23 protein-coding genes and 2 pseudogenes are annotated in these 20738 nt (G+C 60.9%); 5 read left to right on the forward strand and 20 right to left on the reverse strand.

All coding sequences use genetic code 11. The annotated features are described in order from the left end of the window. Nucleotides 1–12: 12 nt before the first annotated feature. From ABIB90_RS05455 to ABIB90_RS05500, 10 genes and pseudogenes are all read right to left on the reverse strand, one after another. Nucleotides 13–411: a HEPN-associated N-terminal domain-containing protein gene (locus tag ABIB90_RS05455; protein WP_354200397.1), complete on the reverse strand. Its 399-nt coding sequence runs from the start codon at nt 409–411 to the stop codon at nt 13–15. Between the two features lie 126 nt (nt 412–537). Further along, nucleotides 538–1794 (reverse strand): DUF6035 family protein, encoded by a 1257-nt coding sequence (locus ABIB90_RS05460; protein WP_354200398.1) that lies wholly within the window; start codon nt 1792–1794, stop codon nt 538–540. A 985-nt stretch (nt 1795–2779) separates the two neighbouring features. Next, complete coding sequence (locus ABIB90_RS05465; RefSeq protein ID WP_354101969.1) at nt 2780–3604, reverse strand: HesA/MoeB/ThiF family protein; 825 nt, start codon at nt 3602–3604, stop codon at nt 2780–2782. Continuing rightward, on the reverse strand, nt 3601–4203 hold the full coding sequence (locus tag ABIB90_RS05470; RefSeq protein WP_354101970.1) for a hypothetical protein: 603 nt from the start codon (nt 4201–4203) through the stop codon (nt 3601–3603). Before ABIB90_RS05470 ends, ABIB90_RS05465 begins: the two co-directional genes overlap by 4 nt. 1 nt (nt 4204) lies before the next feature. Next, on the reverse strand, nt 4205–4579 hold the full coding sequence (locus ABIB90_RS05475; protein WP_354101971.1) for a hypothetical protein: 375 nt from the start codon (nt 4577–4579) through the stop codon (nt 4205–4207). Next, nucleotides 4576–4902, reverse strand: coding sequence for a hypothetical protein (locus tag ABIB90_RS05480; protein ID WP_084462136.1), 327 nt, complete (start codon nt 4900–4902; stop codon nt 4576–4578). The genes ABIB90_RS05475 and ABIB90_RS05480 overlap by 4 nt, the downstream gene beginning before the upstream one ends. Before the next feature lie 119 nt (nt 4903–5021). Beyond that, nucleotides 5022–5654: an ImmA/IrrE family metallo-endopeptidase gene (locus ABIB90_RS05485; RefSeq protein ID WP_354101972.1), complete on the reverse strand. Its 633-nt coding sequence runs from the start codon at nt 5652–5654 to the stop codon at nt 5022–5024. Nucleotides 5655–5731: 77 nt separating this feature from the next. Then, the gene (locus tag ABIB90_RS05490) at nt 5732–6061 is read right to left on the reverse strand and encodes a helix-turn-helix domain-containing protein (protein ID WP_354101973.1); all 330 of its coding nucleotides are present in this window, start codon (nt 6059–6061) and stop codon (nt 5732–5734) included. Nucleotides 6062–7215: 1154 nt separating this feature from the next. Beyond that, nucleotides 7216–7656 (reverse strand): annotated as a pseudogene (locus tag ABIB90_RS05495) (transposase); the annotation flags it as partial. 11 nt (nt 7657–7667) lie between these two features. Continuing rightward, complete coding sequence (locus ABIB90_RS05500; protein ID WP_027515530.1) at nt 7668–7868, reverse strand: hypothetical protein; 201 nt, start codon at nt 7866–7868, stop codon at nt 7668–7670. A 148-nt stretch (nt 7869–8016) separates the two neighbouring features. Between ABIB90_RS05500 and ABIB90_RS05505 the strand changes: the two genes are divergently transcribed. Further along, nucleotides 8017–8184, forward strand: coding sequence for a hypothetical protein (locus tag ABIB90_RS05505; RefSeq protein WP_354200399.1), 168 nt, complete (start codon nt 8017–8019; stop codon nt 8182–8184). 154 nt (nt 8185–8338) lie between these two features. On the opposite strand, the gene ABIB90_RS05510 is transcribed toward ABIB90_RS05505, so the two are convergent. After that, nucleotides 8339–8782, reverse strand: a complete 444-nt coding sequence (locus ABIB90_RS05510; RefSeq protein ID WP_354101099.1) for a YbgC/FadM family acyl-CoA thioesterase — start codon at nt 8780–8782, stop codon at nt 8339–8341. A gap of 887 nt (nt 8783–9669) precedes the next feature. On the opposite strand from ABIB90_RS05510, the gene ABIB90_RS05515 reads away from it, so the two are divergent. Together ABIB90_RS05515 and ABIB90_RS05520 are read left to right on the forward strand one after the other, a co-directional pair. Then, on the forward strand, nt 9670–9891 hold the full coding sequence (locus ABIB90_RS05515) for a hypothetical protein (protein ID WP_198034936.1): 222 nt from the start codon (nt 9670–9672) through the stop codon (nt 9889–9891). Next, nucleotides 9869–11515 (forward strand): recombinase family protein, encoded by a 1647-nt coding sequence (locus ABIB90_RS05520; RefSeq protein WP_354101100.1) that lies wholly within the window; start codon nt 9869–9871, stop codon nt 11513–11515. Before ABIB90_RS05515 ends, ABIB90_RS05520 begins: the two co-directional genes overlap by 23 nt. On the opposite strand, the pseudogene ABIB90_RS05525 reads toward ABIB90_RS05520, so the two are convergent. The 9 genes and pseudogenes from ABIB90_RS05525 to ABIB90_RS05565 all read right to left on the reverse strand — a co-directional run. Beyond that, nucleotides 11494–11586: pseudogene (locus ABIB90_RS05525) on the reverse strand (4-hydroxybenzoyl-CoA thioesterase); the annotation flags it as partial. The gene ABIB90_RS05520 and the pseudogene ABIB90_RS05525 sit on opposite strands and share 22 nt — an antisense overlap. Further along, a complete protein-coding gene (locus ABIB90_RS05530; RefSeq protein ID WP_007599975.1) occupies nt 11583–11954 on the reverse strand; it encodes a type II toxin-antitoxin system VapC family toxin in 372 nt (123 codons plus the stop codon). The gene ABIB90_RS05530 and the pseudogene ABIB90_RS05525, both read right to left, overlap by 4 nt. Next, nucleotides 11951–12142 carry a type II toxin-antitoxin system VapB family antitoxin gene (locus tag ABIB90_RS05535; RefSeq protein WP_007599974.1) on the reverse strand — a complete coding sequence of 64 codons (192 nt, stop codon included), beginning with the start codon at nt 12140–12142 and terminating at the stop codon, nt 11951–11953. Before ABIB90_RS05535 ends, ABIB90_RS05530 begins: the two co-directional genes overlap by 4 nt. Nucleotides 12143–12192: 50 nt before the next feature. Then, nucleotides 12193–13110 (reverse strand): metallophosphoesterase, encoded by a 918-nt coding sequence (locus ABIB90_RS05540; protein WP_354159335.1) that lies wholly within the window; start codon nt 13108–13110, stop codon nt 12193–12195. Between the two features lie 129 nt (nt 13111–13239). Further along, nucleotides 13240–14292, reverse strand: coding sequence for a Holliday junction branch migration DNA helicase RuvB (ruvB, locus tag ABIB90_RS05545; RefSeq protein ID WP_354159337.1), 1053 nt, complete (start codon nt 14290–14292; stop codon nt 13240–13242). Then, nucleotides 14289–14819, reverse strand: coding sequence for a hypothetical protein (locus tag ABIB90_RS05550; protein WP_354200400.1), 531 nt, complete (start codon nt 14817–14819; stop codon nt 14289–14291). Before ABIB90_RS05550 ends, ruvB begins: the two co-directional genes overlap by 4 nt. Further along, nucleotides 14816–15433 carry a Holliday junction branch migration protein RuvA gene (ruvA, locus tag ABIB90_RS05555; RefSeq protein WP_354159341.1) on the reverse strand — a complete coding sequence of 206 codons (618 nt, stop codon included), beginning with the start codon at nt 15431–15433 and terminating at the stop codon, nt 14816–14818. The genes ABIB90_RS05550 and ruvA overlap by 4 nt, the downstream gene beginning before the upstream one ends. Next, the gene (gene ruvC / locus ABIB90_RS05560) at nt 15430–15957 is read right to left on the reverse strand and encodes a crossover junction endodeoxyribonuclease RuvC (RefSeq protein WP_007599969.1); all 528 of its coding nucleotides are present in this window, start codon (nt 15955–15957) and stop codon (nt 15430–15432) included. Before ruvC ends, ruvA begins: the two co-directional genes overlap by 4 nt. 70 nt (nt 15958–16027) lie before the next feature. Further along, nucleotides 16028–16774 (reverse strand): YebC/PmpR family DNA-binding transcriptional regulator, encoded by a 747-nt coding sequence (locus ABIB90_RS05565; protein ID WP_007599968.1) that lies wholly within the window; start codon nt 16772–16774, stop codon nt 16028–16030. Nucleotides 16775–16980: 206 nt separating this feature from the next. Between ABIB90_RS05565 and ABIB90_RS05570 the strand changes: the two genes are divergently transcribed. After that, nucleotides 16981–18729, forward strand: a complete 1749-nt coding sequence (locus ABIB90_RS05570) for a methyl-accepting chemotaxis protein (RefSeq protein ID WP_354200401.1) — start codon at nt 16981–16983, stop codon at nt 18727–18729. A gap of 109 nt (nt 18730–18838) precedes the next feature. Next, the gene (locus ABIB90_RS05575; protein ID WP_354200402.1) at nt 18839–20263 is read left to right on the forward strand and encodes a methyl-accepting chemotaxis protein; all 1425 of its coding nucleotides are present in this window, start codon (nt 18839–18841) and stop codon (nt 20261–20263) included. Nucleotides 20264–20738 lie beyond the last annotated feature (475 nt).

A 20738-nucleotide genomic window follows, 5' to 3' on the forward strand; every position in this document is an offset into this window, starting at 1 on the left:
CCATCTTTTCCTCTAAGATAAAGTGTTGCGTCGATCAGTTGAGACCGCCAGGATTGACTGGACATTCTGGGCTGCGTATTCCGGGATTTCGGCGGCGTTTTGAATGGCGTACACGACATCATCGCCATGCCGATTCCATTCGTAACTCAGCTCCTTGTCGCGCTGGAGCATATGTTCGTAGTCGTTCGGTTGATCTGAAGTTCGATCGTAGTGCTGCTCGAACGCAGTCGCCACACGCTTGGCCAGCTTGTCAAGGCTGAAGGTGCGACGTGTCTTTTCGCAATAGCTGCATTTGCCGCGCTTACCGTTTGCGCGAACTTCATCGCTTAGATACTGCTCGCCAATGCAGGCGTGGCATATCTGTTTCGCTTTGAGATCCTCACTATCTACGGAATGCACGATATTTTTCACCTTGTCCCGCCATCGTCTCCTACCAAGTCGCTGCCCCACAGGCAGTCTGGTCCCGTCCGCAATCTTCGACTCACTTGATTGCGATACAGAATGCGTCAAGCGCTGAGATACGCTGCTGGCATTGCTTCAAGCTGAAGAGAATATCTCCGGGAACAAAGCCAGCGCAATCTTTCCTGACACGCTTTGGCGATCGTCTTGCGCCACTGTGCGTGCTTTCACGATCTTGTTGCGAACACTCTCGATTTCAAGGAGAGCGTCCCTGTTGGTCAGTTGGGCGAAGGTGCGAATGAGGCGCACATAGCGCTGTCGCAGCTCGACCTTGAAGAAGGAGTTCAGCACCTCAACAAGATTCTGCTGCCGCGAGCCTACCGGTCGACCGTCGACCAGCGACAGCATGCAGTTGATCAATGCATCCACGTCGAGCGCATGCAGCTCGTTGACATCGCTCCCCGGAATCGCCACTTTGGCCAGGAGTTCGCGAAACAGGATCTCACGCTCTTTCCATTTCGCACCTTTTTCTCCGAGCGCGCCGCGCCAGCGCGACAGAAAGTCATGATGCCAAGGCGACCTCGACGGAACCACGTTTGCGCGCCCTCCCTCGATCCAGTTGAGGTCGGAAATCGTGACCAATTTCGAGCGCCATGCGTCTTCATCCAGCCAGAACGCGCGCAAGATTACTTCTCGCCGCTGTCTGGAAAGGGCTATCGTTTCATCGTCCATTGAAAACAGGTTCTTGTCGTGGGAGTAGAAAATGCCCTCAAATGAACTGAGTAATCGGCCGCTCGTGGGTGGCTCAAAATTCCAGGTAAGCCAAATCAGGCGAATGGACGCGTTCTCATAGAAATCTTCGCGTTGCACGATGATGGGGATTTGCGTAGTTGCAAGTTGAACCTCCACGACGAGTGGCACGCCATCATAGATCGCGCGTACGTCCGGCCGCCGTCGTCGTCCATTCTCTAGGATGAGATACTCATCGACAACGACGCTTCCTGCGGTCGTGCGCGGATCGTTGGTCAATAGCTCACCGACGATATGTTTCATTTTAGCATGCAACGGGCTTTCCTGCGCTCCGTCAAATTGCTCCGCGCTAACGATATCGACGCTGGCCGGCGTCCCCGTCCACCAGGGACAAAGTTGTAGGGCACCCGGGTGGTGTTTCCGGTAGGGTTGGCCGGTCCGGCCTTCGCGCGGAGCATAGACGGCATGTCCGCATTTCGCGCAAACGAAACGCGCTTTCCTGTCGAGCCGCGCCCGCGTCGCCTCGCGACGGAGAACCTGATAATCGTCCTTGGTCATCGCTATGAGCGCATCACTCGTGATGCTGTGCATCGATGCAAGGTCAACCACTCTCTTGAGTGTCCTTCGGAGAATCGCCTCGACCATCTACCGAATCTCCCTTCCTCCGGCGTGATCATTGAGCATTTGCGGATCGCGTGCTATGGAAAATCGCTTGGCGTCACGGAAGTCGAGCCGACGGCATGACCGTCGGCGGGGGCGAAGCCGCAACTCGCGGCATCACCGATTGTCAGCCCGGCATGGCGGCGATCAGGTGTCCGCACCGGGAAGAATGGGCTCTTCGCCGAAGGGGCGGTTAATGATCGATAGCGCGTCGGGTGCGGCGAAGGCGCGGTTGCGCGCATCAAGGCGATCGCGCTGATCAAGTGGACCGAGTCCAATCCGGATTGGGCTGAGGAGCTCAAGAACGCACTGCGTGATCCCGATCTATTTGTTCGGGTCGTCGAAGGCTTCGCCTCTGCGATCAAGAAGGGTGCCGCCGCTCACTAGATCTTCGACGAGGAAACCGGCGCCGTTTCAAAAAAGCGGCGCCGGTTTCCTTGTGACTCGGATGAGCCTTCACATTGAATGCGCCTTAGGGCGACTCGCCTTGCCATGCTAGACTGGGCGATGCCCTTTCCAGTCACCCCCGCAAGACGATCCCCGCCAGTTTCTGATTCAAGACCCGCCGGGGATTAGCCATCCGATTATCTCCTTGCTGGCAATCGACAACCACAGACCAGGCCTCTGGTGTCGGCATGGCGTTCCGGATCGACCCCTTCGGAGGATATCCGTCGCGCCGACTGTTAAGCCTCTCCGCATCCCTCGAGTTTCTTAAAAAAATTGTTCCCATCAGGTGCACCTGAAGAGCTCGCGGTCTTCATTGACTAGCTGCTACGCCAGCCTTGCGCCGGGGCGCCTTAACTTCCGGTCATTACTGGCCGTGCATTGGGGATAGCTGCGCAACGGAGTAGGCACGAGGCCAAGCAGGAGCCTGTTAAACGCGGTTTGTCGTCGGATGTGATAGGTAGCCCCGGAGCGCGGAGCGTGTCGCCGGACTCAGGGCTCTATAGCGTGGTCGCTGAGCCGCCCGCTACGCTCGACGAATGTCGAAGCCGAATTCGCCGAGACCGTTAGTCGCCCCATGATGTGGGCATACTGGTAACAGCGGGAAGTAATCTGGCTGTTGGCTTCGCGAGACGGTTTGAGCATTACCGTCGAACTCCAGCCACGTATAGTTTTCTTCTGCGGAAAACCACGGCGTAAAGAGCTTTGCGAATGCACCGACAGCAAACGAGGCTAGCATGCCATTCGTCCAAACCACTTGCGGGTTGATGCCCACGTCGCCATAGCGATTCTCCTCTTGCGCCAACTTGTCGGGAGTCAGGAAGCCCAGGCAGCGCATGCACGGATTGCCCGGTAAGGTCATGATCATCTGCCCTGCCACCGCAAAACTGGCATCATGCAGTCTGGTCACGTCCATTCCGATATCGATGTATGGCAGACCAAAACGTCGCGCGGCGGTCTCCAAATAGTCGCGCTGCTGATAGCCGTCGACGCACCCGAACAGGACGTGCGCATCACGGATCAGGTCGTCCGCCTCCTGCCACTTCGCTTGCCTGGAGGTTACTTCCGCCCATGGCCGGATGCCAAGGATCATACGGGTGGCGATCTCTACTTTAGGGAGCTCGTGATCGACATCGTCCTGAGTGCCGCCAATCAGGCGGTTTAGGTTACTTGCTTCGATCTCATCAGGGTCAATTAGCCGGAAATGCCCGACGCCAAGATGGGCGAGCTGCTGCGCGATGTGGGAGCCACCTCCGCCAAGTCCGACGATAGCCACTCGCAAATTCGCGAACAGCGCTTCGGAATGTGCACCGAGGAAGCTCTGGCGGCTAAAATCGCGGTCGTTTGTCATGCGAACAAATCTGTGCTGCCATCGGCCGCGGCGCGCCCCACAGTTGAGCGCGTGCCAACAATGTTGAACTCATCGATGTTCTTCACTTGGGTGGGGGCAGTCCATATGCGTCCGGCGACAGTCTTGTCGTTGAGAACGACTGCGCCATGCGGCATCTGCGGGCAAACTTTAAAGAAGTCAGGCACGAACTTGGCTTGTTCGCGCAGATCGGTGGCGCTGAACCACAACCGCGCCGAAGGGAAGTGCATATGCACATGGAAGACGCCGACGCCTTGCAAGAGCGCCAGCTCTAGCGCCTTGCGGAGTGCTTCCTGGCCGATCATCGCGCCGACAGTATTGTCGCGCACATACTCGTCATCAGCGACCGGATAATAGTTCTCCGCGAGCAAAACCAGGCCATCCGCACCGGACGCCGCGCGCACGGTAATGAAGCCGACCCGCTCATGCGCGAATGCATGGGGCCGGGATAGATCGCGCCTTACCTCCTGAATAAACGAGCTCGTGGCCCGAAATGTCGCGTATGCGCGACGTTCAACCTGCCTTTGGTCTGCAGGCGACGGGGATGAACGACCGAATAGGCCGGAGAGAAGCCGCCACATGCTAGGCTGCCTTTCCCTTGCTCAGCGCTGAGAGATGCGCGGCAAGAATATCGACATATGGCTGGTCTGCCGGCACGTCCTTCCAGGAAAAGGTCGGCCAGTTGCGGCCGAGCAGGTACGCCTGCTCGTTCCAGTTCAGGCCTTCGCCGCCCACGTTCGCGGCTAGATAAAGCTTCGTGGGATATGCAGGGTTGTCGTGGTTGAGGCAGAGGATCGCATCCATGACGTGACTGCTTGAACCGACCCTGAAGCGAAGCTTCTCCATATAGATCAACTTTCGCCATCCCTCGGTTTGGAAAGACACCACCCCATCGCACAGCTGCGCGATGGGCCGGAGACTTTCATCGAGGCCGTCATTGGGCGCCCCGGTGCTCATGATGAACCGCCCTTACGCGCATGACTCATGAAGCGCATGCCTTCCTTCACGTCGATGCGAGCCTGGTCATCAAGATCGACGAGCCCTGTCGGAGTAATCTCCGCCAGCACCTTGGCGGGGTCGACACCAACTTTATCCTTGAGGTCGCTAACGAGCCAGTCGCCCTCCCGTACCGACTTGTTGTGCCCATCAACCTCGATGTGGACGTTGGGACCGCCGTGACCCGGGTTTCCGGAGCCGCCGGGATTGCCTCCGCCTCCGGCGTTTCCGCCACCGGAATTCCCGCCCCCATGGCCGGAAGTGTTGTCCTCGTTGCCGCTCATGACTGATTCTCCATCCAGTTTATACGTCCCGCGCTGTCTCGGGCGTCAATCAGCGGATACGCTGATTGACGTATCATAAGTCCGGCCTGCAGGAGAGTCAATGGTAGCTAACGCATTGATCAGGTGAACAGATTGCCGATTGCCTGCTCCCGACCGAGGTGGCCAAGGATCTTCAGACGAACCGTTGCCGCCTCCCGAGAGACGGCGAACTCACTCACGACAGCCTGAATCAGCGCTTCACCATTGGCACCGCCAGGCTCGCACGCGCCGTAGATGTTGCGTGCGTACTGAACGCCAGCAACAATCTTCTGGAGGTAGGATTTCGGCATCAGCGCTGCCCCGGAAACGTATCCTGCCTGCCATTCCATCCAGTCAGTCTTGCTCGCGGAAATCATTGTGTCCCGCTTGCAATAGATAGCGTTGGGCTTCCGCTTGCCATCCACCGCTAGCTGGCGCTGCTCCAGCCCAAACAGGTAGGCGTGCAGGATCACATGCCCATATTCGTGGGTGAGGGTGGTCCGCAGCCGGTTCTCGAACCTGTGGACGTCATTGGAAATCGAGACCCTTGGCTTTCCAGCGCCGGCAAACTCGGTGACGCCTTCAACGCCGGCGCCATACATGGTCAGGTCCGCATATTGGTCCAGATCCGTAACGTCCCGCTCAATCAAGGTCGTGATATCGTCAGTCGAAATAGGAAACTCGACCTTGCCGTGCTTGCTCCGCAGGTGGTCCGCCACGAGCTTTTCAAACATGGTATCAAGTTCGGCGGGCTCGTAATGAGGCCTCTCCCGAAAACCATGCATCGTGTCGCGGACGTACCTCAAGCTGCCTATTCCTTCAGTTTCTTTCGAAAGGCGACAAACGCCTGATTGATCTGGTCCGGTGTCGATTTTCTTACCAGTTTTCTGTCCTGCTCCGGCAGCATCCCGATCACGCCGTACAAGGCAAGCGGATCCATTTTTAGAACCTTTGCAAACTCGCCCACCAAATGGTCCGAGGACGGGCTTCTGCGATCGTGTTCGATGTCGTTCAAGTACTGCGGCGTTATCGCCTCGCCATCCTCCTTCACGATCTTAGTGGCGAGTTCCTTTTGGCTCATGCCCTTCTCCTTGCGCGCGGAGGCAATGGCACGTCCAAAGGACGACATATCTAGACCCATACTGTAGAACCTCTTCGATTTTTTGGAAGCTTATCAGCTAATTAGCTGATTGTCACCCATGAAATAGCGTTGGGAGCCGCAGATGCTATCGCTAGAGTGACATTTTGGGTATGCTGCCAGGTGGCCCCGCTCGTATTGCGACCGTGAGAAATTCTCAGTGGAAAGAACAATTTGTAAGCGCAGCAATTCGATATGGGTCTTGCGAAAATGGAGACATACACCAGAAGGGGCAGGGAGAGTATGCTTCCGCTCTCCATCGCGGACACATTGCCGAAAGCTTTCGCTGAATGGCGCTTCACGGGTCTGACTCATGACCATGACGAGATTGCGAAACTTGCGGCCTCTGCGGGCAGGAAGGCCTGAGATATCATTTCGAGATTCAAAACGGCTTCACCAACCATAGCCTTGATGTCGGCTCGCACTGCATTCTTCAGTTTAACGTTGCCGTCTACGAGAATGGCCGTCGGTTAACGCCGGCGGACGCCAAACGGCAACTCGACAGGCTTGTTCAGAAGATGCGGTTGGATTCCTGCATCCGAGCGCTGGAGAGACTGGCTCGGGCGGAGAACTCGCAAATCCTTACCGGTGCGCTGGAGTATTATCGAACCAACAAGAAACTGACCCCGGGAAGCAAGCCTTTGTCGTGTTTTGGCGATTGCGCAGGAACCGTATCGACCACGCCCCTTCGTTCTTCAACGTCACGCTAACAAAGAAGCGGTACATGGACGATCTGGCTGCCATGGAGACAAACAAGGCACATTATTTCTGGCGCGCTCTTACTCCAAGCCAGCGTAAACATGCCGTCGCGTTGGGGCATACCGCGCCGATAGGCTAGATCTCAATTGGAACTTCAATACCCACCTGCACGGCAACAGGCGTATAGATGTCTATTTCCTGCTGAGGCGTGTAAATCGAGACAATCAAGGAATAGCGGACCGATTTGCCATAGCGCCCTTCCTTTTTTCGCGTGCGCACCAACCCACAGTCGGATGGATGGCGATGTGTCCGCGACGCGCCAGCTCAGCCGCACTTCCGTGCCGAGCGTTCGAATGGATAGAGCCGTTTGTCGGCTTTCCGGTGCCCAGCTCCCAAAATCCTGTCTCTCCTGCGTGGTCCTCGTCGTAGTCCTCGTCGCGGTCGTAGGTAGTCGTCCGTTAAGAAGCCGTATCGAGCGGGAGTGGACAGGCAAGTGTATGCGATAGCTGGATCAGGAAGAGGCACAAGAGTTCTCTGAGCCAGGCGAGGATACGGCGGAAGTTGTGGCCGACTGCTGAGAGCACGACGTTGGCGGCGTCGCCGGCGCGGCCTTTGAGATAGCAGCGGCCAAGGTGACCTTCGGCCTTCAGATGTCCGATGATGGGCTCGATGGCGGAGCGGCGCCGGAGCTCGCGCTTGATGGCGCCGAACACGCCGCGCTTCTGGCCCGAAATGAAGACGCGACGGGGATTTTGCGTGTCGTGGCCGCGATATCCCTTGTCGACATGGGCCCGCTCGATCGGACAGCCGGTGAGTGCCTCGGTGCGGTCGATGACGTCACGCAGGGTATGACCGTCGTAGGGATTATCAGGCAGCGACCTGGCGTGCAGCACGATCATGATGCCGCCTTCTAGCGCTGGTGACCGAGTCGGATTCCAAGCTTGACCGCCTTTTGGCGGAGTGAGCCTTCGGAGCGCTTTGTGAGCTTCGCGATTTTCGCAACCGGAGTCTTCGCTTTCGAATGAGCGCGCAGCTCCTTCTCGTCAGCCTTCGTGTATTCACGACGCACAGGTTTCTTCTTCGTAGCCGTCTTCTTTGCCTTCTTCGCCACTCTTAGCTCCTCGATTCGAAAGTGGGCGTACTAGCACAGCTACATTAAGGCGCAACTCTCCATCAGTTGACCCTATCCGCTGGTCCGATGCGTGAACTCGCTCAGATGTAAGTTTTGCCGGCGATTTGATGCCGGAGAGATTCGTTATGTGCCCGAAGTTCAAGCACGCATTAATGCGGTGCTGGCGGCGGGTATGACCACCGGTGCTGCCAAATTCATCCACGGCGAGCGCGGCATCCAGACGTTTGGAAAGGCCCGGGCGCTGGCGCGCCTTCACGCCAACCTTCGTCTTTTCTTTGCACACGGGGCCAAGTGAGCACGGGCACGGCGTGCTGCCAGCTTGCCCACAGCGCATCCGGTCTGTCCGATTTGCACGCTCCAGCGCAGAGGAGTTATGCGCCTCCGATCCGCGGCGCGACGCACCTCTCCGTTTGTCGCCGGACGGCCAAGGCTTGAATTACGAGCAGATTTCATTTATGCCCTTCTATAGCAAGCCGCAGCGCCTTCGGGATACGCTGCGCTTTTCCGCATGAGATAAACGCCACACGTACACGCGCCGTGACCAAGAGATCCTCTGCGCGCCTGCATTCCAGCAGTAAGGTAATTGACGCGCCTCTGACCTCTTGCGGGAGAGTAACGACGTCAAGCACGTCGTCCAAGACTGCCGGCCTTAGAAAATCGATTGTCATCGACCGGACGACAAAGGCAAAGCCGGGCGCATCGTTCCGCGCCTCTTGCAGCAGCGCGTGCTGACTGGTTCCGAGCAGGCGCAAGTAATTCGTCCTGCCGCGTTCCATGAAGCGTAAAAAATTTGCGTGATACACAATTTGGCCGGAATCCGTATCTTCGAAATAGACGCGGACCTGCATGTGATGGCGTCCATCGCGAATTTCGCCGTCAAGAGAGGCTGTCACAGTGCGATTCCCCTTGTTGGGTTTTTGAGAACTCGTTCTCCGGCACGGACGCTCTTTTCCAAGCAATCATCAAAATCTTGGGCATTGCAGCGCCCTCTCGTTCGCGCTGTGCGCATCGGGCGGGCAAGCGCCGAAGGGGTTCTCGCCCGCAGTGCTGGTACGTTGTTCGATATGATATTTGGAATGTTAGGGCAGGTCCAATAGCAGTCAGCTGCTTTGGCGTCGTCTCCCGCAGCGGTGCAGATGACCGCTCCGATGGTTGCCAGGAGTTGGCAGAGGATTCGCAGTCGCAGGCGCGCGAGCAGTTAGATCCATCCGGTCCCAGAGTCGCAGGCCAGTGGGTCGGTGCGACTCCGACATGCCTTGCGTCCCATTCAATGACGTTCGTCGTGTAATGACTGCGAAAACGGATCGTCATGCCTATGAACCGGATCAATCGGATGTCTCGCACCCTCAGACACAAGTATTTCTACTCCGCTTTGCTTAGCAAATTCCCTCCGGCTTACGATTAGCTTCGCAGCGACGCGCTCGCGCCCTGCATTCGAAGAATCTCATTTTCATTCACGACTGCAACAGTCAACATGACTAGACTCGCCATTGCCAATTGAGACTTCCATGAGAGCTGCGGGAGCAAAAGTCATCCGTCGCCCTGTCGTGACTCTTGTCAGGTCATGGCGCTTGCCGACTGAGGCTGCTGCCGGATGGCGATCCGCATCAGGCGAAAGCCGAATGCAGGGGCTTCGATCGAGCCTCCGAACGGAGCATGCGAACGCCGCACGTGATCCCAGCCGCCTATTCATAGCGCGCGGTAGAAATTTACGGTAGCTTGTGAAGGCTTGGCTGCAATGCCTATCCGAATCCGCTCGCCTCGGGGCCAAAAGGCGATCATGCGACCGCTTGATCCTTCTCACCTGCAAAGTTGGGACAATCCCAACAATGAGGAAATTTGGCTTGAGCTGGCGCGTGCCATTGGACGGCAGCTTGCGCGGGATGAACAAGGCGTTTCGGGGCAGTCGATAGGGGAACGGGATGGCGACACGATCACAACAAAAGAGGGCCGCGATATACGCTCGCTACTCGAGCGACATGCAAAAAGTGACCTCGATTGACGGTCAGCTATTACTCTGCCGGAAGGTCGCCGCACGCAATAGCCTCGATGTCGTTGGTGAATTTGTCGACGCTGCAAAATCTGGCCTTACCGAAGACAAGCGCGATGGCTATCAGCGCTTGCTCGAAGGTGTGCGAAAGCAAGACTTCGACGTGATCATCGTCGAGCATTTCGACCGCTTGTCGCGCGATCCCGCCACAATCCAGCGGCTCAAGCAGGTGTTTGAGTTCAACCGCGTTGAGCTGATGGATCAGAAGGGCGTTTATGCGACGGCGACTGACATCAGCATCGCAAGTCTCTACAATACGATCTACAAGCCACAGCTCGCCGACAAGGTTCGGCGCGGGCACGATAACGCTGTCAGCAACGGAAGAATTCCCGGCTCATACGCCTATGGTTATCGGCCAAGGCCGGGCGCGCCTGGCGAGCGGATGATCGATGAGAGCGAAGCGAAGATCGTGCGCCGTATCTTCATCGAGTATACGTCGGGCCGTTCAACGCGAGATATCGCCGCCGATCTTACCCGCGAAGGCGTGCCCACGCCTGGGGCCACTCGTCATAAGAACAAGGCTGGTCGTACCACCTGGAATCATCAGTGCATCACTGGCGGCCGCCATGGTCGCGGCATTGTCGGCAACGAACTGTATATCGGCGAAATACATTGGAATGTTCGCTCAACAATTCTCAATCCGGAAACGCAGAAGAAGCAGAAGCGCCGCAATCCTGAAGAACGCCACATCATCGTCAAAAACGCCGAGCTGCGGATCGTTCCCCAAGCGCTCTGGCAGAGAGCGCAGAAGGTTCGCAGTGAGCGCGCTATCCACCTGTTCGGACCGACCGGCAAGCCGCGGCGCCGACCCGTGGTCCCGCGCAACAACGAGCATCCGCTTGCAGGAGTCCTTCGGTGCGGCGTTTGCTATGGCCATATGCGAATCGCTCAGTCCTCCCGGAATGGTGGACCACGCGCCGCATGCGCCAACGCGCATCAGCGAAGCACCTGCGAGCATACCCGCAGCTTTGATATGGACGTTCTACTGAAGGACGTTGCGGAAAAAATGGAAGTAAGATTGCTTTCTCCGAAAGCCATTGAAGAGGCGATGCGTGCCTGGAAGGAGGAGCAGAAGAGCAATCCGCAAAAGACCAGCGAACGCTCTAACCTAGAGCGTCGGTGCCATGTGCTGAACACTGAGATCGAACGCTTGTCATATGCGATCGCGAACAGCCGTCGCAAGCCGGATGAGTTAGTCAAGCGGATAGATGAATGTGACGCGGAGCGGGAAACTCTCGAGGAGCGCCTGCGGTTGCTCGGCAACGGTGGCGAAAACGTGATCCCGTTCGATCATCCGGGGTTTGGTGACCGATATTGTTCGGAGGCAAAGAGACTGGTCACCGCGCTCACGACAAATCCGAAGGCGATCGAGACTCGTGTCGCTTTCCGCAACCTGCTCAACTGCATTATAGTGCATCCGGCGCGCAAGCGGATGCCCTACGAGTACACCCCGTACTTGAACGCCGCAGCCCTTTTCAGCCCGCAGCTTTTCCCAGAAAACTGTCCCAAAACAGGGAACATCAGCACGTTGAGCTGTTACGACAACGTCCAGTCTGAGAAATCCGTGTCCTCGTAATAGACGCGGACCTGCATGCGGTGGCGGCCGTCGCGGATCTCGCCGTCGAGATGAGACATCGGCGTACTCATTGGATATCGGCAGCCAATTTCAACGACCGAGCTGCCGCAAGCAATCGCTTGTCACGTGTCCAGATTGTTGCCTCGACTGTCAACATCGTCGATGCGAGCAAGTGGGCATCGACACACCCAATGCCCAATCCGGACAACTTTCGCTTAACGATAAACTCTAAGACTTCGCTATTGCTGGCGATCGTCGCCTTAGGGAGGAGGTTCAGTTCATCAAGCATGTCAGAAGCCTTCGACACGCGCCCCAGGAGCAATTCGCCGATCACGAACGGATGAATAACGATGTCACCGTGATCGAGGAGGCCAGCAAGCCGTCCATCCGTGCGGCGGAAGTGGTCGATCCAGATCGACGTGTCCGCCAGGACTTTCACTTGGGCCGGCGGCGCGGCGGAGCCTTGGCGTTGGGTTCGGTACCTCCCATCCGCGCGAGACGGCGTGCGGCCTCCCGTTCAACGAAGGCTATCAAGGCTTCCCTAACGACGGCTGCCTTTTCGCTGACGCCAGCAAATTCCTGCGCCTTGGCAAAAAGCTCGTCGTCTATCGCGATCGTCGTTCTCATGGGGCACCTCTACATCGAATATAGCATCATTTGATGCAGAATTCCATGCCTTAGATCACCACCGGCCCCCGCCCCAGCGTCACCTCGACGATCTCCGGCGGCACGCCGACGCGGACCGGCATAAGGCTGCAACCGAGGCCGCCGGAAACGATGAGGTCGCATTTGAGCCGGAAGTGACCATAGGCGAGCCGCAGGCCATGCTGCCGCGAAACTGCCGGCGACCAGCCGAGCAGGCGGATCTGGCCGCCATGGGTGTGGCCGGACAGTTGCAGCGCGACGCGGGCGGGCACGCGCGGCGCGATATTGGGCTCATGCGCGAGCAGGATGATCGGCGCATCGTCGGTGGCCTTGGCAAGCGTCGCGTCGAGATCGTCAGCGCCGAAGCGCCCCGTGCTCCGGAGGCGGCGCGCCGGCAGAAAGGCGAGCTGATCGCCGAGGCCAGCGAGCCAGAACGCGCGGCCGTCCTTGGCGAGCCGCACGACGTCGTTCTCGTAGACAGGAATGCCGGCCGCCTCCAGCGCGCGATGCGCGACCGTCGGCCCGTGCCCCACCTGCTGCACGGTCCTGTCCGCCCAATAATCATGATTGCCCATGACGGCATGGACGCCGAGCGGCGCTTTCAGACCGGCCAGCACCTTGGCCCATTCGTTCGCCGGAATGATGCGCGTGACCTGGTGCAAGCCGGCGACATAGTCGCCGAGCAGCACGATGATATCCGCGTTCAGTGCGTTGGTGCGCTCGACGATGGAATCGATCCGCTCCAGCGACATCCAGGGATCGCAGGCATGGATGTCGGCGATCACGGCGATCTTCAGCGGAAAGTCCGCGGGCCATTGCCGCGGCGTCGGATGATAGCGGGTGACACGAAGCCGCAGGACCGGCTCGACGCCGACGCCATAGGCCGCGGTCGATACGCCGAGGGCGGACAGGCCGCCGATGGAACGGAAGAAATGACGGCGCGTGATCATGGCAGCCCGATCGTGATGCGGCTTCTTGATGCGATCCTATTGGAGCGGAAATGGGGTGGGTTTGTGCAGACCCTCTGCACGAGATCACCGGAAATTCATGACGGCGCGAGCAGTCTGCAGTTGCGTAGATCAGTCGTCGCTCTCGTCGGTGCCGAACAGGCCGATCTGTGCCGCCGCATCGCGCGAGGGCTCGCTGATGCCGAGATGGCGGAAGGCGTGCGAGGTGAGCAGGCGGCCGCGCGGGGTCCGCTGCAGATAGCCACACTGGATCAGATAAGGCTCGATGATGTCTTCGATCGCATCGCGCGGCTCCGACAGAGCGGCGGCCATCGTCTCGACGCCGACCGGGCCGCCGCCATAGTTCTGCGCGATGGTCGTGAGGTAACGGCGGTCCATGGCATCGAGGCCGGCGGCGTCAACCTCGAGCGCGCTCAGCGCGTGGTCGGCAATCTTGCGATCGATCCTGTCGGCATCGGCCGCCGAAGCAAAATCGCGCACGCGGCGTAACAGCCGGCCGGCGATACGCGGCGTGCCACGCGCGCGTCGCGCGATCTCGTTGGCGCCATCCGCGCTCATGCCGACGTTGAGCACGCGGGCACCACGGGTGACGATGCTCTCAAGCTCCTCGATGGTGTAGAAATTCAACCGGACCGGAATGCCGAAGCGGTCCCGCAAGGGATTGGTGAGCAGGCCGGCGCGCGTGGTGGCGCCGACGAGGGTGAATTTCGACAGCTCGATCTTGACCGAACGCGCCGCCGGGCCCTCGCCGATGATGAGGTCGAGCTGGAAATCCTCCATCGCGGGATAGAGCACTTCTTCCACCGCCGGGCTCAGGCGATGGATCTCGTCGATGAACAGCACATCGCGCTCTTCGAGATTTGTGAGGAGTGCTGCGAGATCGCCGGCCTTGGCGATCACCGGGCCTGATGTGGCGCGAAAGCCGACGCCGAGCTCCTTGGCCACGATCTGCGCCAGCGTGGTCTTGCCGAGGCCCGGCGGGCCGACGAACAGCACGTGATCGAGCGCCTCGCCGCGCTTGCGCGCCGCCTCGATGAAGATGGACAGATTCTTGCGCGCCTGCTGCTGGCCGACGAAGTCGGACAGCGATTGCGGGCGCAGCGCAGTGTCGCCGACATCATCGCTGCGGCGCTCGGGCGTGACCATGCGAGGGGGAGTGCTCATGCGGGCAGGATAACACGATGCAGTGGTTTCGCGAGCCACCAGCACAGGCTCGCCGGGATGACAGCGACGATGGCGAGCATGGCGGAAAGCTTGAGCGCCTCAGGCGCGGAACGGACACTCGGCAAGATCACCGCCGAGGTTTCGGAGGGCACAACGAACATGCCAAACCCGACGAATCCGGCGGCGGCCACGGCCGCGGCGAGCCACGCCATCCAGATCATGTTGAGGTCGGCGTAGACCGCAGCCAGCGCGAAGATCAAGCCGGCGGCGACTGCAGGAAGGAACGAGGCGAGAACCGTGGCGATGGCCAGCAGCACGATCGCGATCGAAACCAGGGTGCGCAGTGCTTCCAGCTCGACGAGCGCAAGAAACATCTGCAGCACCGCGGCCCCGAGCGTCGCCACCATCACCGAAACCAGCGTGGCGACCGTCAGCGGCCCCACAACGGAGAAGATCACGACGATGCCGGCCACGCGCGAAAGGCGGCGAAAAAGACCGGCGACGGGATTGGCGCGGGCCGCATTCACTTCGACAGCTCCTTCAGGCCCAGCCGGATGAGCTGCGCGGTCTCGGCGCTCTCGCCCGCGCTGCGCGAGGCCGATGCGATGGCGGCTGCAGCCTGCGGCTGGCCGTAGCCGAGATTGACCAGCGCGGAGATCGCATCCGCCACCGGCCGCGGGGCGCGCTGGTCATCGACAGCGCCGGCGAGGTGCACGACCGCCGGATCGACATTGGAGAAGGCCGGCGCCTTGTCCTTCAATTCGGTGACGATGCGCTCGGCGACCTTGGGACCGACGCCGGGCGTGCGCGCCACCGCGGCCTTGTCGCGCAACGCGATGGCGTTGGCGAGGTCGGACGGCTGCAGCGTGCCGAGCACGGCGAGCGCGACCTTGGCGCCGACGCCCTGCACGGTCTGGAGCAGGCGAAACCATTCGCGCTCCTGGTCGCTGCGGAAGCCGAACAGTTTGATCTGATCCTCGCGAACATAGGTCTCGATCGACAGCACGGCGGCCTCGCCCGGCGAGGGCAGATGCTGCAGCGTGCGCGTCGAGCAATGCACCTGATAACCGACACCGCCAACATCAAGGATGACGAAATCCTCGCCGTAGGAATCGATCAGGCCCTTGAGCTTGCCGATCATAAGCCTGCCACCTTCAGCCGCAGTGCGGTGCTCTGGCGATGATGGGCGTGGGTGATGGCGATGGCGAGCGCGTCGGCGGCGTCCGCGGACGGCGGATCGGCCTTGGGCAGCAAAATCTTGAGCATCATCGCGATCTGCTGCTTGTCGGCGTGGCCGGCGCCGACCACCGTCTTTTTCACCTGGTTCGGCGCGTATTCGGCAACACTGATGCCGAACATCGCGGGCGCGAGCATGGCGACGCCGCGGGCCTGGCCGAGCTTCAGCGTCGCGACGCCGTCCTTGTTGACGAAAGTCTGCTCGACCGCGGCCTCCATCGGCTTGTGACCGGACAGGACGGCGGCGAGCCCCTCATGGATCGCGAGCAGCCGGCTCGCCAACGGCAAATCGTCCGGCGGTTCTACCGAGCCGCAGGCGACGTAGATCAGGCGGTTGCCCTCGGCCTCGATCACGCCCCAACCGGTACGGCGCAAGCCAGGGTCGATGCCGATGATGCGAACGGGGCCACGAATCGGGAGCGTCGTCATGGGCCAGTGATAGCGGCTGGCTGCCGTGGGGGAAACAGAAACAGAACGGAAGTAACAGGGGAAGTGGCCCCTACCCGCCCATCTTCGCCAGCAGCGCGTCCGACACCTCGAAATTGGCGTAGACGTGCTGGACGTCGTCGTGCTCGTTCAGCAGGTCTATCAGCTTGAGCAGCTTCTCGCCGGTCTCGTCGTCGACCGCGACCGTGTTCTGCGGCTTCCAGATCAGCGCGGCCTTGCGCGGCTCGCCGAACTTGGCCTCCAGCGCCTTGGCGACGTCGCGATAGCCTTCGGTCGAGGCGTAGATCTCGTGGCCGCCTTCGCTCGAGATCACGTCGTCGGCGCCGGCCTCGATCGCGGCATCCAGCACGGCATCGTCGGAGGCGACGCTGCGGTCGTATTCGACGATGCCGGTGCGATCGAACATGAAGGACACCGAGCCGGTTTCACCGAGATTGCCGCCGGACTTGGTGAAGAAGGAGCGGATGTCGGAAGCCGCGCGGTTACGGTTGTCGGTCAGCGCCTCGACGATAACGGCAACGCCGCCGGGGCCGTAACCCTCGTAGCGGATTTCGTCGTAATTCTCGCCGTCATTGCCGAGCGCCTTCTTTACGGCGCGCTCGATATTGTCCTTCGGCATGTTCTCCTGGCGCGCCGCGGTGATGGCCGCACGCAGGCGCGGGTTCATGTTGGGGTCGGGCGTCCCCAGCTTGGCCGCGACGGTGATTTCCCGCGCCAGCTTGCCGAACAGTTTCGACTTCTGGGCATCCTGCCGCCCCTTGCGGTGCATGATGTTCTTGAATTGGGAATGTCCGGCCATGCGTGATCTTCTCTAGGGGAATCGTGCGCCAAGGTGAGCGTGGGAAGCGCGGCCTTATAGGCCGCCACCCCACTGGAAAGAAAGAGGCTCTACGACTTTAAGGTAACACCGTACGGGCCCGTGCCTAGATGTCAGGCATCGTTAACCCTGATTTCATTCCAGCTTGCGAAAATAGCGCCCGACCGTCCCCCGACAAGAGAGAGCTGATGGCGTTCGGACTATTTCGGAAGCGTCTGCCGGACATGGCTGCAACTGCGGCCGCCTCGCAGGCTGCGCAGCCGGCGGCCCATTCCGAGTCTGCCGTGGCCGTCGAAAGCGATTCGGCCAAAGAAATCCTGGAACTGCTGGAACTCGAGCTGGGCGCGATGATTCGCCAGCTCGAGCGCGCCGCCAATTCGGTGGCCGGCGGTGCCGAGGCGACCGCCACGACGCTTGCCGCCATTCGCGACCGTACCGACGCCCTCACCGGCCGGACCAACGCCGCGCAATCGAACGCCTCCACCTTCGCCCATGCCGCCGACAAATTCACCCAGTCGGCGCTGGGCATCGGGGCCCAGGTTCGCGAGGCCGGCAAGCTCGCCGACGAGGCCAGCGCCGCGGCACAGGAAGCCCGCGCCAATGTCGATCGCTTGCGCGAATCCTCGGCCGCCATCGGCAACGTCGTCAATCTGATCGCACAGATCGCACGGCAGACGACGCTGCTCGCGCTCAACTCGACCATCGAGGCCGCGCGCGCGGGCGCTGCGGGAAGAGGCTTTGCGGTCGTCGCCACCGAGGTCAAGGCACTCGCGGTGCAGACCCAGGGCGCGACTGAGGAGATCACCAAAAAGATCGACGCGCTGCAGCGCGACGCCGCCGGCTCCGCGGATGCGGTGCACCGCATCTCGCAGGCGATCGAGGCCATCCGCCCGGTCTTCGAGACCGTCAACGGCGCGGTCGCCGAACAGAACGCCACCACCAGCGAAGTCTCCGGCAACGCGACAAGCGCGTCGGAGTTCATCATCTCGGTCGGCGAAAGCGCGGCCGAGATCGATGCCGCGACCAAGGCGGCCGAGAGCCACGGCGAGAACGTCGCCAGCGCAGGCAAGGCCGTGACCGCCTTCGCACAGAAACTGAAATCGCGCTGCGCCGTGCTGCTGCGCCAGAGCGAGCACGACGACCGCCGCAAGACCGAACGGCTGCCCTGCCATCTCAAGCTCGAAACCGCCCGCGGGGTGCTGCCGGTCTACGAGATAGCGATGGACGGCGTGCTGATCGGCGGCGCGGACGCGGGCCGCCTTGCATCGCAAGCCCTGATCGAAGGCACCCTCGAAGGCGTCGGCGCCTGCCGCCTGCGCGTAGTCGAGCAATCCAAGGCTGGCGCCCGCGCGCAATTCGTTAGTCCCAATGCCGAGCTCCGCGAGAAGATCGAGGACAGGCTCTGGTCGATCCACGAGGAAAATACGGAGTTCGTCACCCGCGCCATGGAGGCCGGTAACGCGCTGACCGGAATCTTCGAGCAGGCGGTTGCCCGCGGCGAGGTGAAGATCGACGAGCTCTTCGACACCGATTATGTCGAGATCGCCGGAACCAATCCACAGCAGTACCGCACCAAATATCTCGACTGGGCCGACCGCGCGCTGCCGGCGTTCCAGGAAGCCTTTTTGGCAAAGGACCCGCGCCTGGCGTTCTGCGCCATGGTCGATCGCAACGGGTTCCTGCCGGTGCACAACAGAATCTACTCGCATCCGCAGCGGCCGGGCGATGCCGCCTGGAACACGGCCAATAGCCGCAACCGGCGGATGTTCAACGATCCGGCGGGGTTGGCCGCCGCGCGCAACCTGCGCTCGTATCTGGTGCAGAGCTATGCGCGCGACATGGGCAACGGCAATACGGTGATGATGCGCGAGATCGACGTTCCGATCCGCGTGCAGGGCCGGCACTGGGGCGGATTCAGGACGGCCTACAAGCTCTAGTGCGCGCTCAGGCAAGACGCCAACGCGCGAATCACCTCTTAAGACCGGAATTGGAATGGGAATGCCGCGGGGAGCCGGCGAACGGCTCTGACTGGAGGACTCTCAAGACATGTCCGTCGTACAACTTGCAGTACTGGACACCGGCTCCAACCAAACACTTTCCGAACGGCTGATCGATCAGCTCGCCGACCGCATCGGCGGCCTCGGCGTGGAACTCGCTGACATCGCCGGCAACGTCCAGGAAGTCGCAAGCCGCGTCGCGAACCAGTCGGAGCGGTTCCATCACCTCCAGGAAACCGCCGAGACGATGGTCTCGGCCAATCACGACATCGCCAATGCGTCGCAGGCGGTGCAGACGACCACGTCAGCGGCGGTCGGCGAGATCGCGCAGTCGCGTGGCGCGGTCGATGCCGCGGTCAGCCACATCTCCGAGCTCGTCGCGGCGGTGGAGCGGATCGAGGCGCGGCTCAGCGCCGTCGGCTCCGCGCTGGCACAAGTCGCAAAAGTGTCCGGCTCGATCGAGGCGATCGCGAAGCAGACCAACCTGCTCGCGCTCAACGCCACCATCGAGGCGGCACGCGCCGGTAATGCCGGCCGCGGCTTCGCGGTGGTCGCAAGCGAGGTCAAGAACCTCGCGGAAGCCACCCGCCAGGCCACACACCAGATCTCCGACACCGTGCGCGATCTCGACGGCCAGATCGAAGGCCTGATCGGCGAGAGCAGCGACGCCTCGCAGCGCGCGAAGACGGCCGGCGAAGGCGCCCAGCGGATCTCCGGCATCATCTCGCGGGTCCAGCAGGGCTTCGCCTCCGTGGAGGCGGAGATCGGCAGCGTCACGCGCGCGGCGACCTCCAATCTCGGACATTGCGACACCGTCATCAGCGAGCTCAACGAGCTCGCCAAGGGCGTTGACCTCTCCTCGCGCGATCTCAAGAACGCCGATCAGCGCGTGACCAAACTGCTCGACACGTCCGAAGGCCTGATCGCGCTGATCGCCGACAGCGGCGTCGAGACGTCGGATGCGCCGCTGATCCGAATCGTGGTCGAGACCGCCAAGCGGATCTCCGACGAGTTCGAAGCCGCCATCGGCCGCGGCGAGATCACGCTCGACCAGTTCATGGACGAGAATTACCGGGAAATCCCCGGCACCGATCCCAAGCAGTACAACACCAACTATGTCGACTTCACCGACCGCGTGCTGCCCGCCATCCAGGATCCGATCCAGAAATCCGATCCCCGCATCGTGTTCTGCGTCGCCTGGGCCAAGGGCGGCTATCTGCCGACCCACAACCCGAACTACCGCCTGCCGCAGGGCAAGGACCCGGTCTGGAACAACGCCAATTGCCGCAACCGCCGCCTGTTCACCGATCGCGCGGTGCAGAAGGTCGCAGCCAACACCAAGCCGTTCCTGCTGCAGACCTATCGCCGCGACATGGGCGGCGGTCAGTTCGTGCTGATGAAGGATCTGTCCTCACCGATCATGATCCGCGGCAAGCACTGGGGCGCCTTCCGGATGGGCTTTCGGCAGAGCTGAGGACCGCTCCAGCGGCCCTTGGGTCAAAAAAACCTGAAAAACAACCCCATGCACAGTAGCCGGGGCGAGCGGAATCAATGGCTTAAGTGCCCGATAATCCGTGGGCTTAGGCGCTCGTAAAGCGGTTGCGCCGTCGGGCAAAACAGGTGCATACTGCTATTATTCCGAAATCTTCAGCCCCTCTTCTCCCCTTCCGAGAGAAGCCGATTTCGATAGGCCGCGCGCTGTACGGCCTTCCGGGCCTACGCTGAGGTGGCCCGGTAGCTGTGCTTGGCAATGAACGGACTACTTCTTTTGCTCGGTGGTCGTCGTGGCGGCCGGGGTGCCGTCGCGAGCGTCCCGTCGCTCGTCGCGTCCCGTACGCCGTGCTTGCCGCCGCTCCGTGCGGCCGGCGCGGCGCTCCTGCCGCCGCTCTGTTCGCCCGCTGCGCCGCTCCTGGCGGCGTTCCGTACCCGACTTAGGCGCGTCCGCTGGC

It is taken from the genome of Bradyrhizobium sp. JR4.1, from assembly GCF_040548605.1.
Lineage (GTDB): Bacteria > Pseudomonadota > Alphaproteobacteria > Rhizobiales > Xanthobacteraceae > Bradyrhizobium > Bradyrhizobium canariense.

Excerpts from the sequence above, each read along its gene's own strand:
- ABIB90_RS05480 (WP_084462136.1), bottom strand. The coding sequence starts at position 4,902 with ATGAGCGGCAACGAGGACAACACTTCCGGCCATGGGGGCGGGAATTCC.
- ABIB90_RS05515 (WP_198034936.1), top strand. The coding sequence starts at position 9,670 with ATGCGACCGCTTGATCCTTCTCACCTGCAAAGTTGGGACAATCCCAAC.
- ruvC (WP_007599969.1), bottom strand. The coding sequence starts at position 15,957 with ATGACGACGCTCCCGATTCGTGGCCCCGTTCGCATCATCGGCATCGAC.
- ABIB90_RS05570 (WP_354200401.1), top strand. The coding sequence starts at position 16,981 with ATGGCGTTCGGACTATTTCGGAAGCGTCTGCCGGACATGGCTGCAACT.
- ABIB90_RS05460 (WP_354200398.1), bottom strand. The coding sequence starts at position 1,794 with ATGGTCGAGGCGATTCTCCGAAGGACACTCAAGAGAGTGGTTGACCTT.
- ABIB90_RS05565 (WP_007599968.1), bottom strand. The coding sequence starts at position 16,774 with ATGGCCGGACATTCCCAATTCAAGAACATCATGCACCGCAAGGGGCGG.
- ABIB90_RS05535 (WP_007599974.1), bottom strand. The coding sequence starts at position 12,142 with ATGAGAACGACGATCGCGATAGACGACGAGCTTTTTGCCAAGGCGCAG.
- ABIB90_RS05520 (WP_354101100.1), top strand. The coding sequence starts at position 9,869 with ATGCAAAAAGTGACCTCGATTGACGGTCAGCTATTACTCTGCCGGAAG.
- ABIB90_RS05465 (WP_354101969.1), bottom strand. The coding sequence starts at position 3,604 with ATGACAAACGACCGCGATTTTAGCCGCCAGAGCTTCCTCGGTGCACAT.
- ruvB (WP_354159337.1), bottom strand. The coding sequence starts at position 14,292 with ATGAGCACTCCCCCTCGCATGGTCACGCCCGAGCGCCGCAGCGATGAT.
- ABIB90_RS05470 (WP_354101970.1), bottom strand. The coding sequence starts at position 4,203 with ATGTGGCGGCTTCTCTCCGGCCTATTCGGTCGTTCATCCCCGTCGCCT.
- ABIB90_RS05475 (WP_354101971.1), bottom strand. The coding sequence starts at position 4,579 with ATGAGCACCGGGGCGCCCAATGACGGCCTCGATGAAAGTCTCCGGCCC.
- ABIB90_RS05485 (WP_354101972.1), bottom strand. The coding sequence starts at position 5,654 with ATGTTTGAAAAGCTCGTGGCGGACCACCTGCGGAGCAAGCACGGCAAG.
- ABIB90_RS05540 (WP_354159335.1), bottom strand. The coding sequence starts at position 13,110 with ATGATCACGCGCCGTCATTTCTTCCGTTCCATCGGCGGCCTGTCCGCC.
- ruvA (WP_354159341.1), bottom strand. The coding sequence starts at position 15,433 with ATGATCGGCAAGCTCAAGGGCCTGATCGATTCCTACGGCGAGGATTTC.
- ABIB90_RS05490 (WP_354101973.1), bottom strand. The coding sequence starts at position 6,061 with ATGGGTCTAGATATGTCGTCCTTTGGACGTGCCATTGCCTCCGCGCGC.
- ABIB90_RS05575 (WP_354200402.1), top strand. The coding sequence starts at position 18,839 with ATGTCCGTCGTACAACTTGCAGTACTGGACACCGGCTCCAACCAAACA.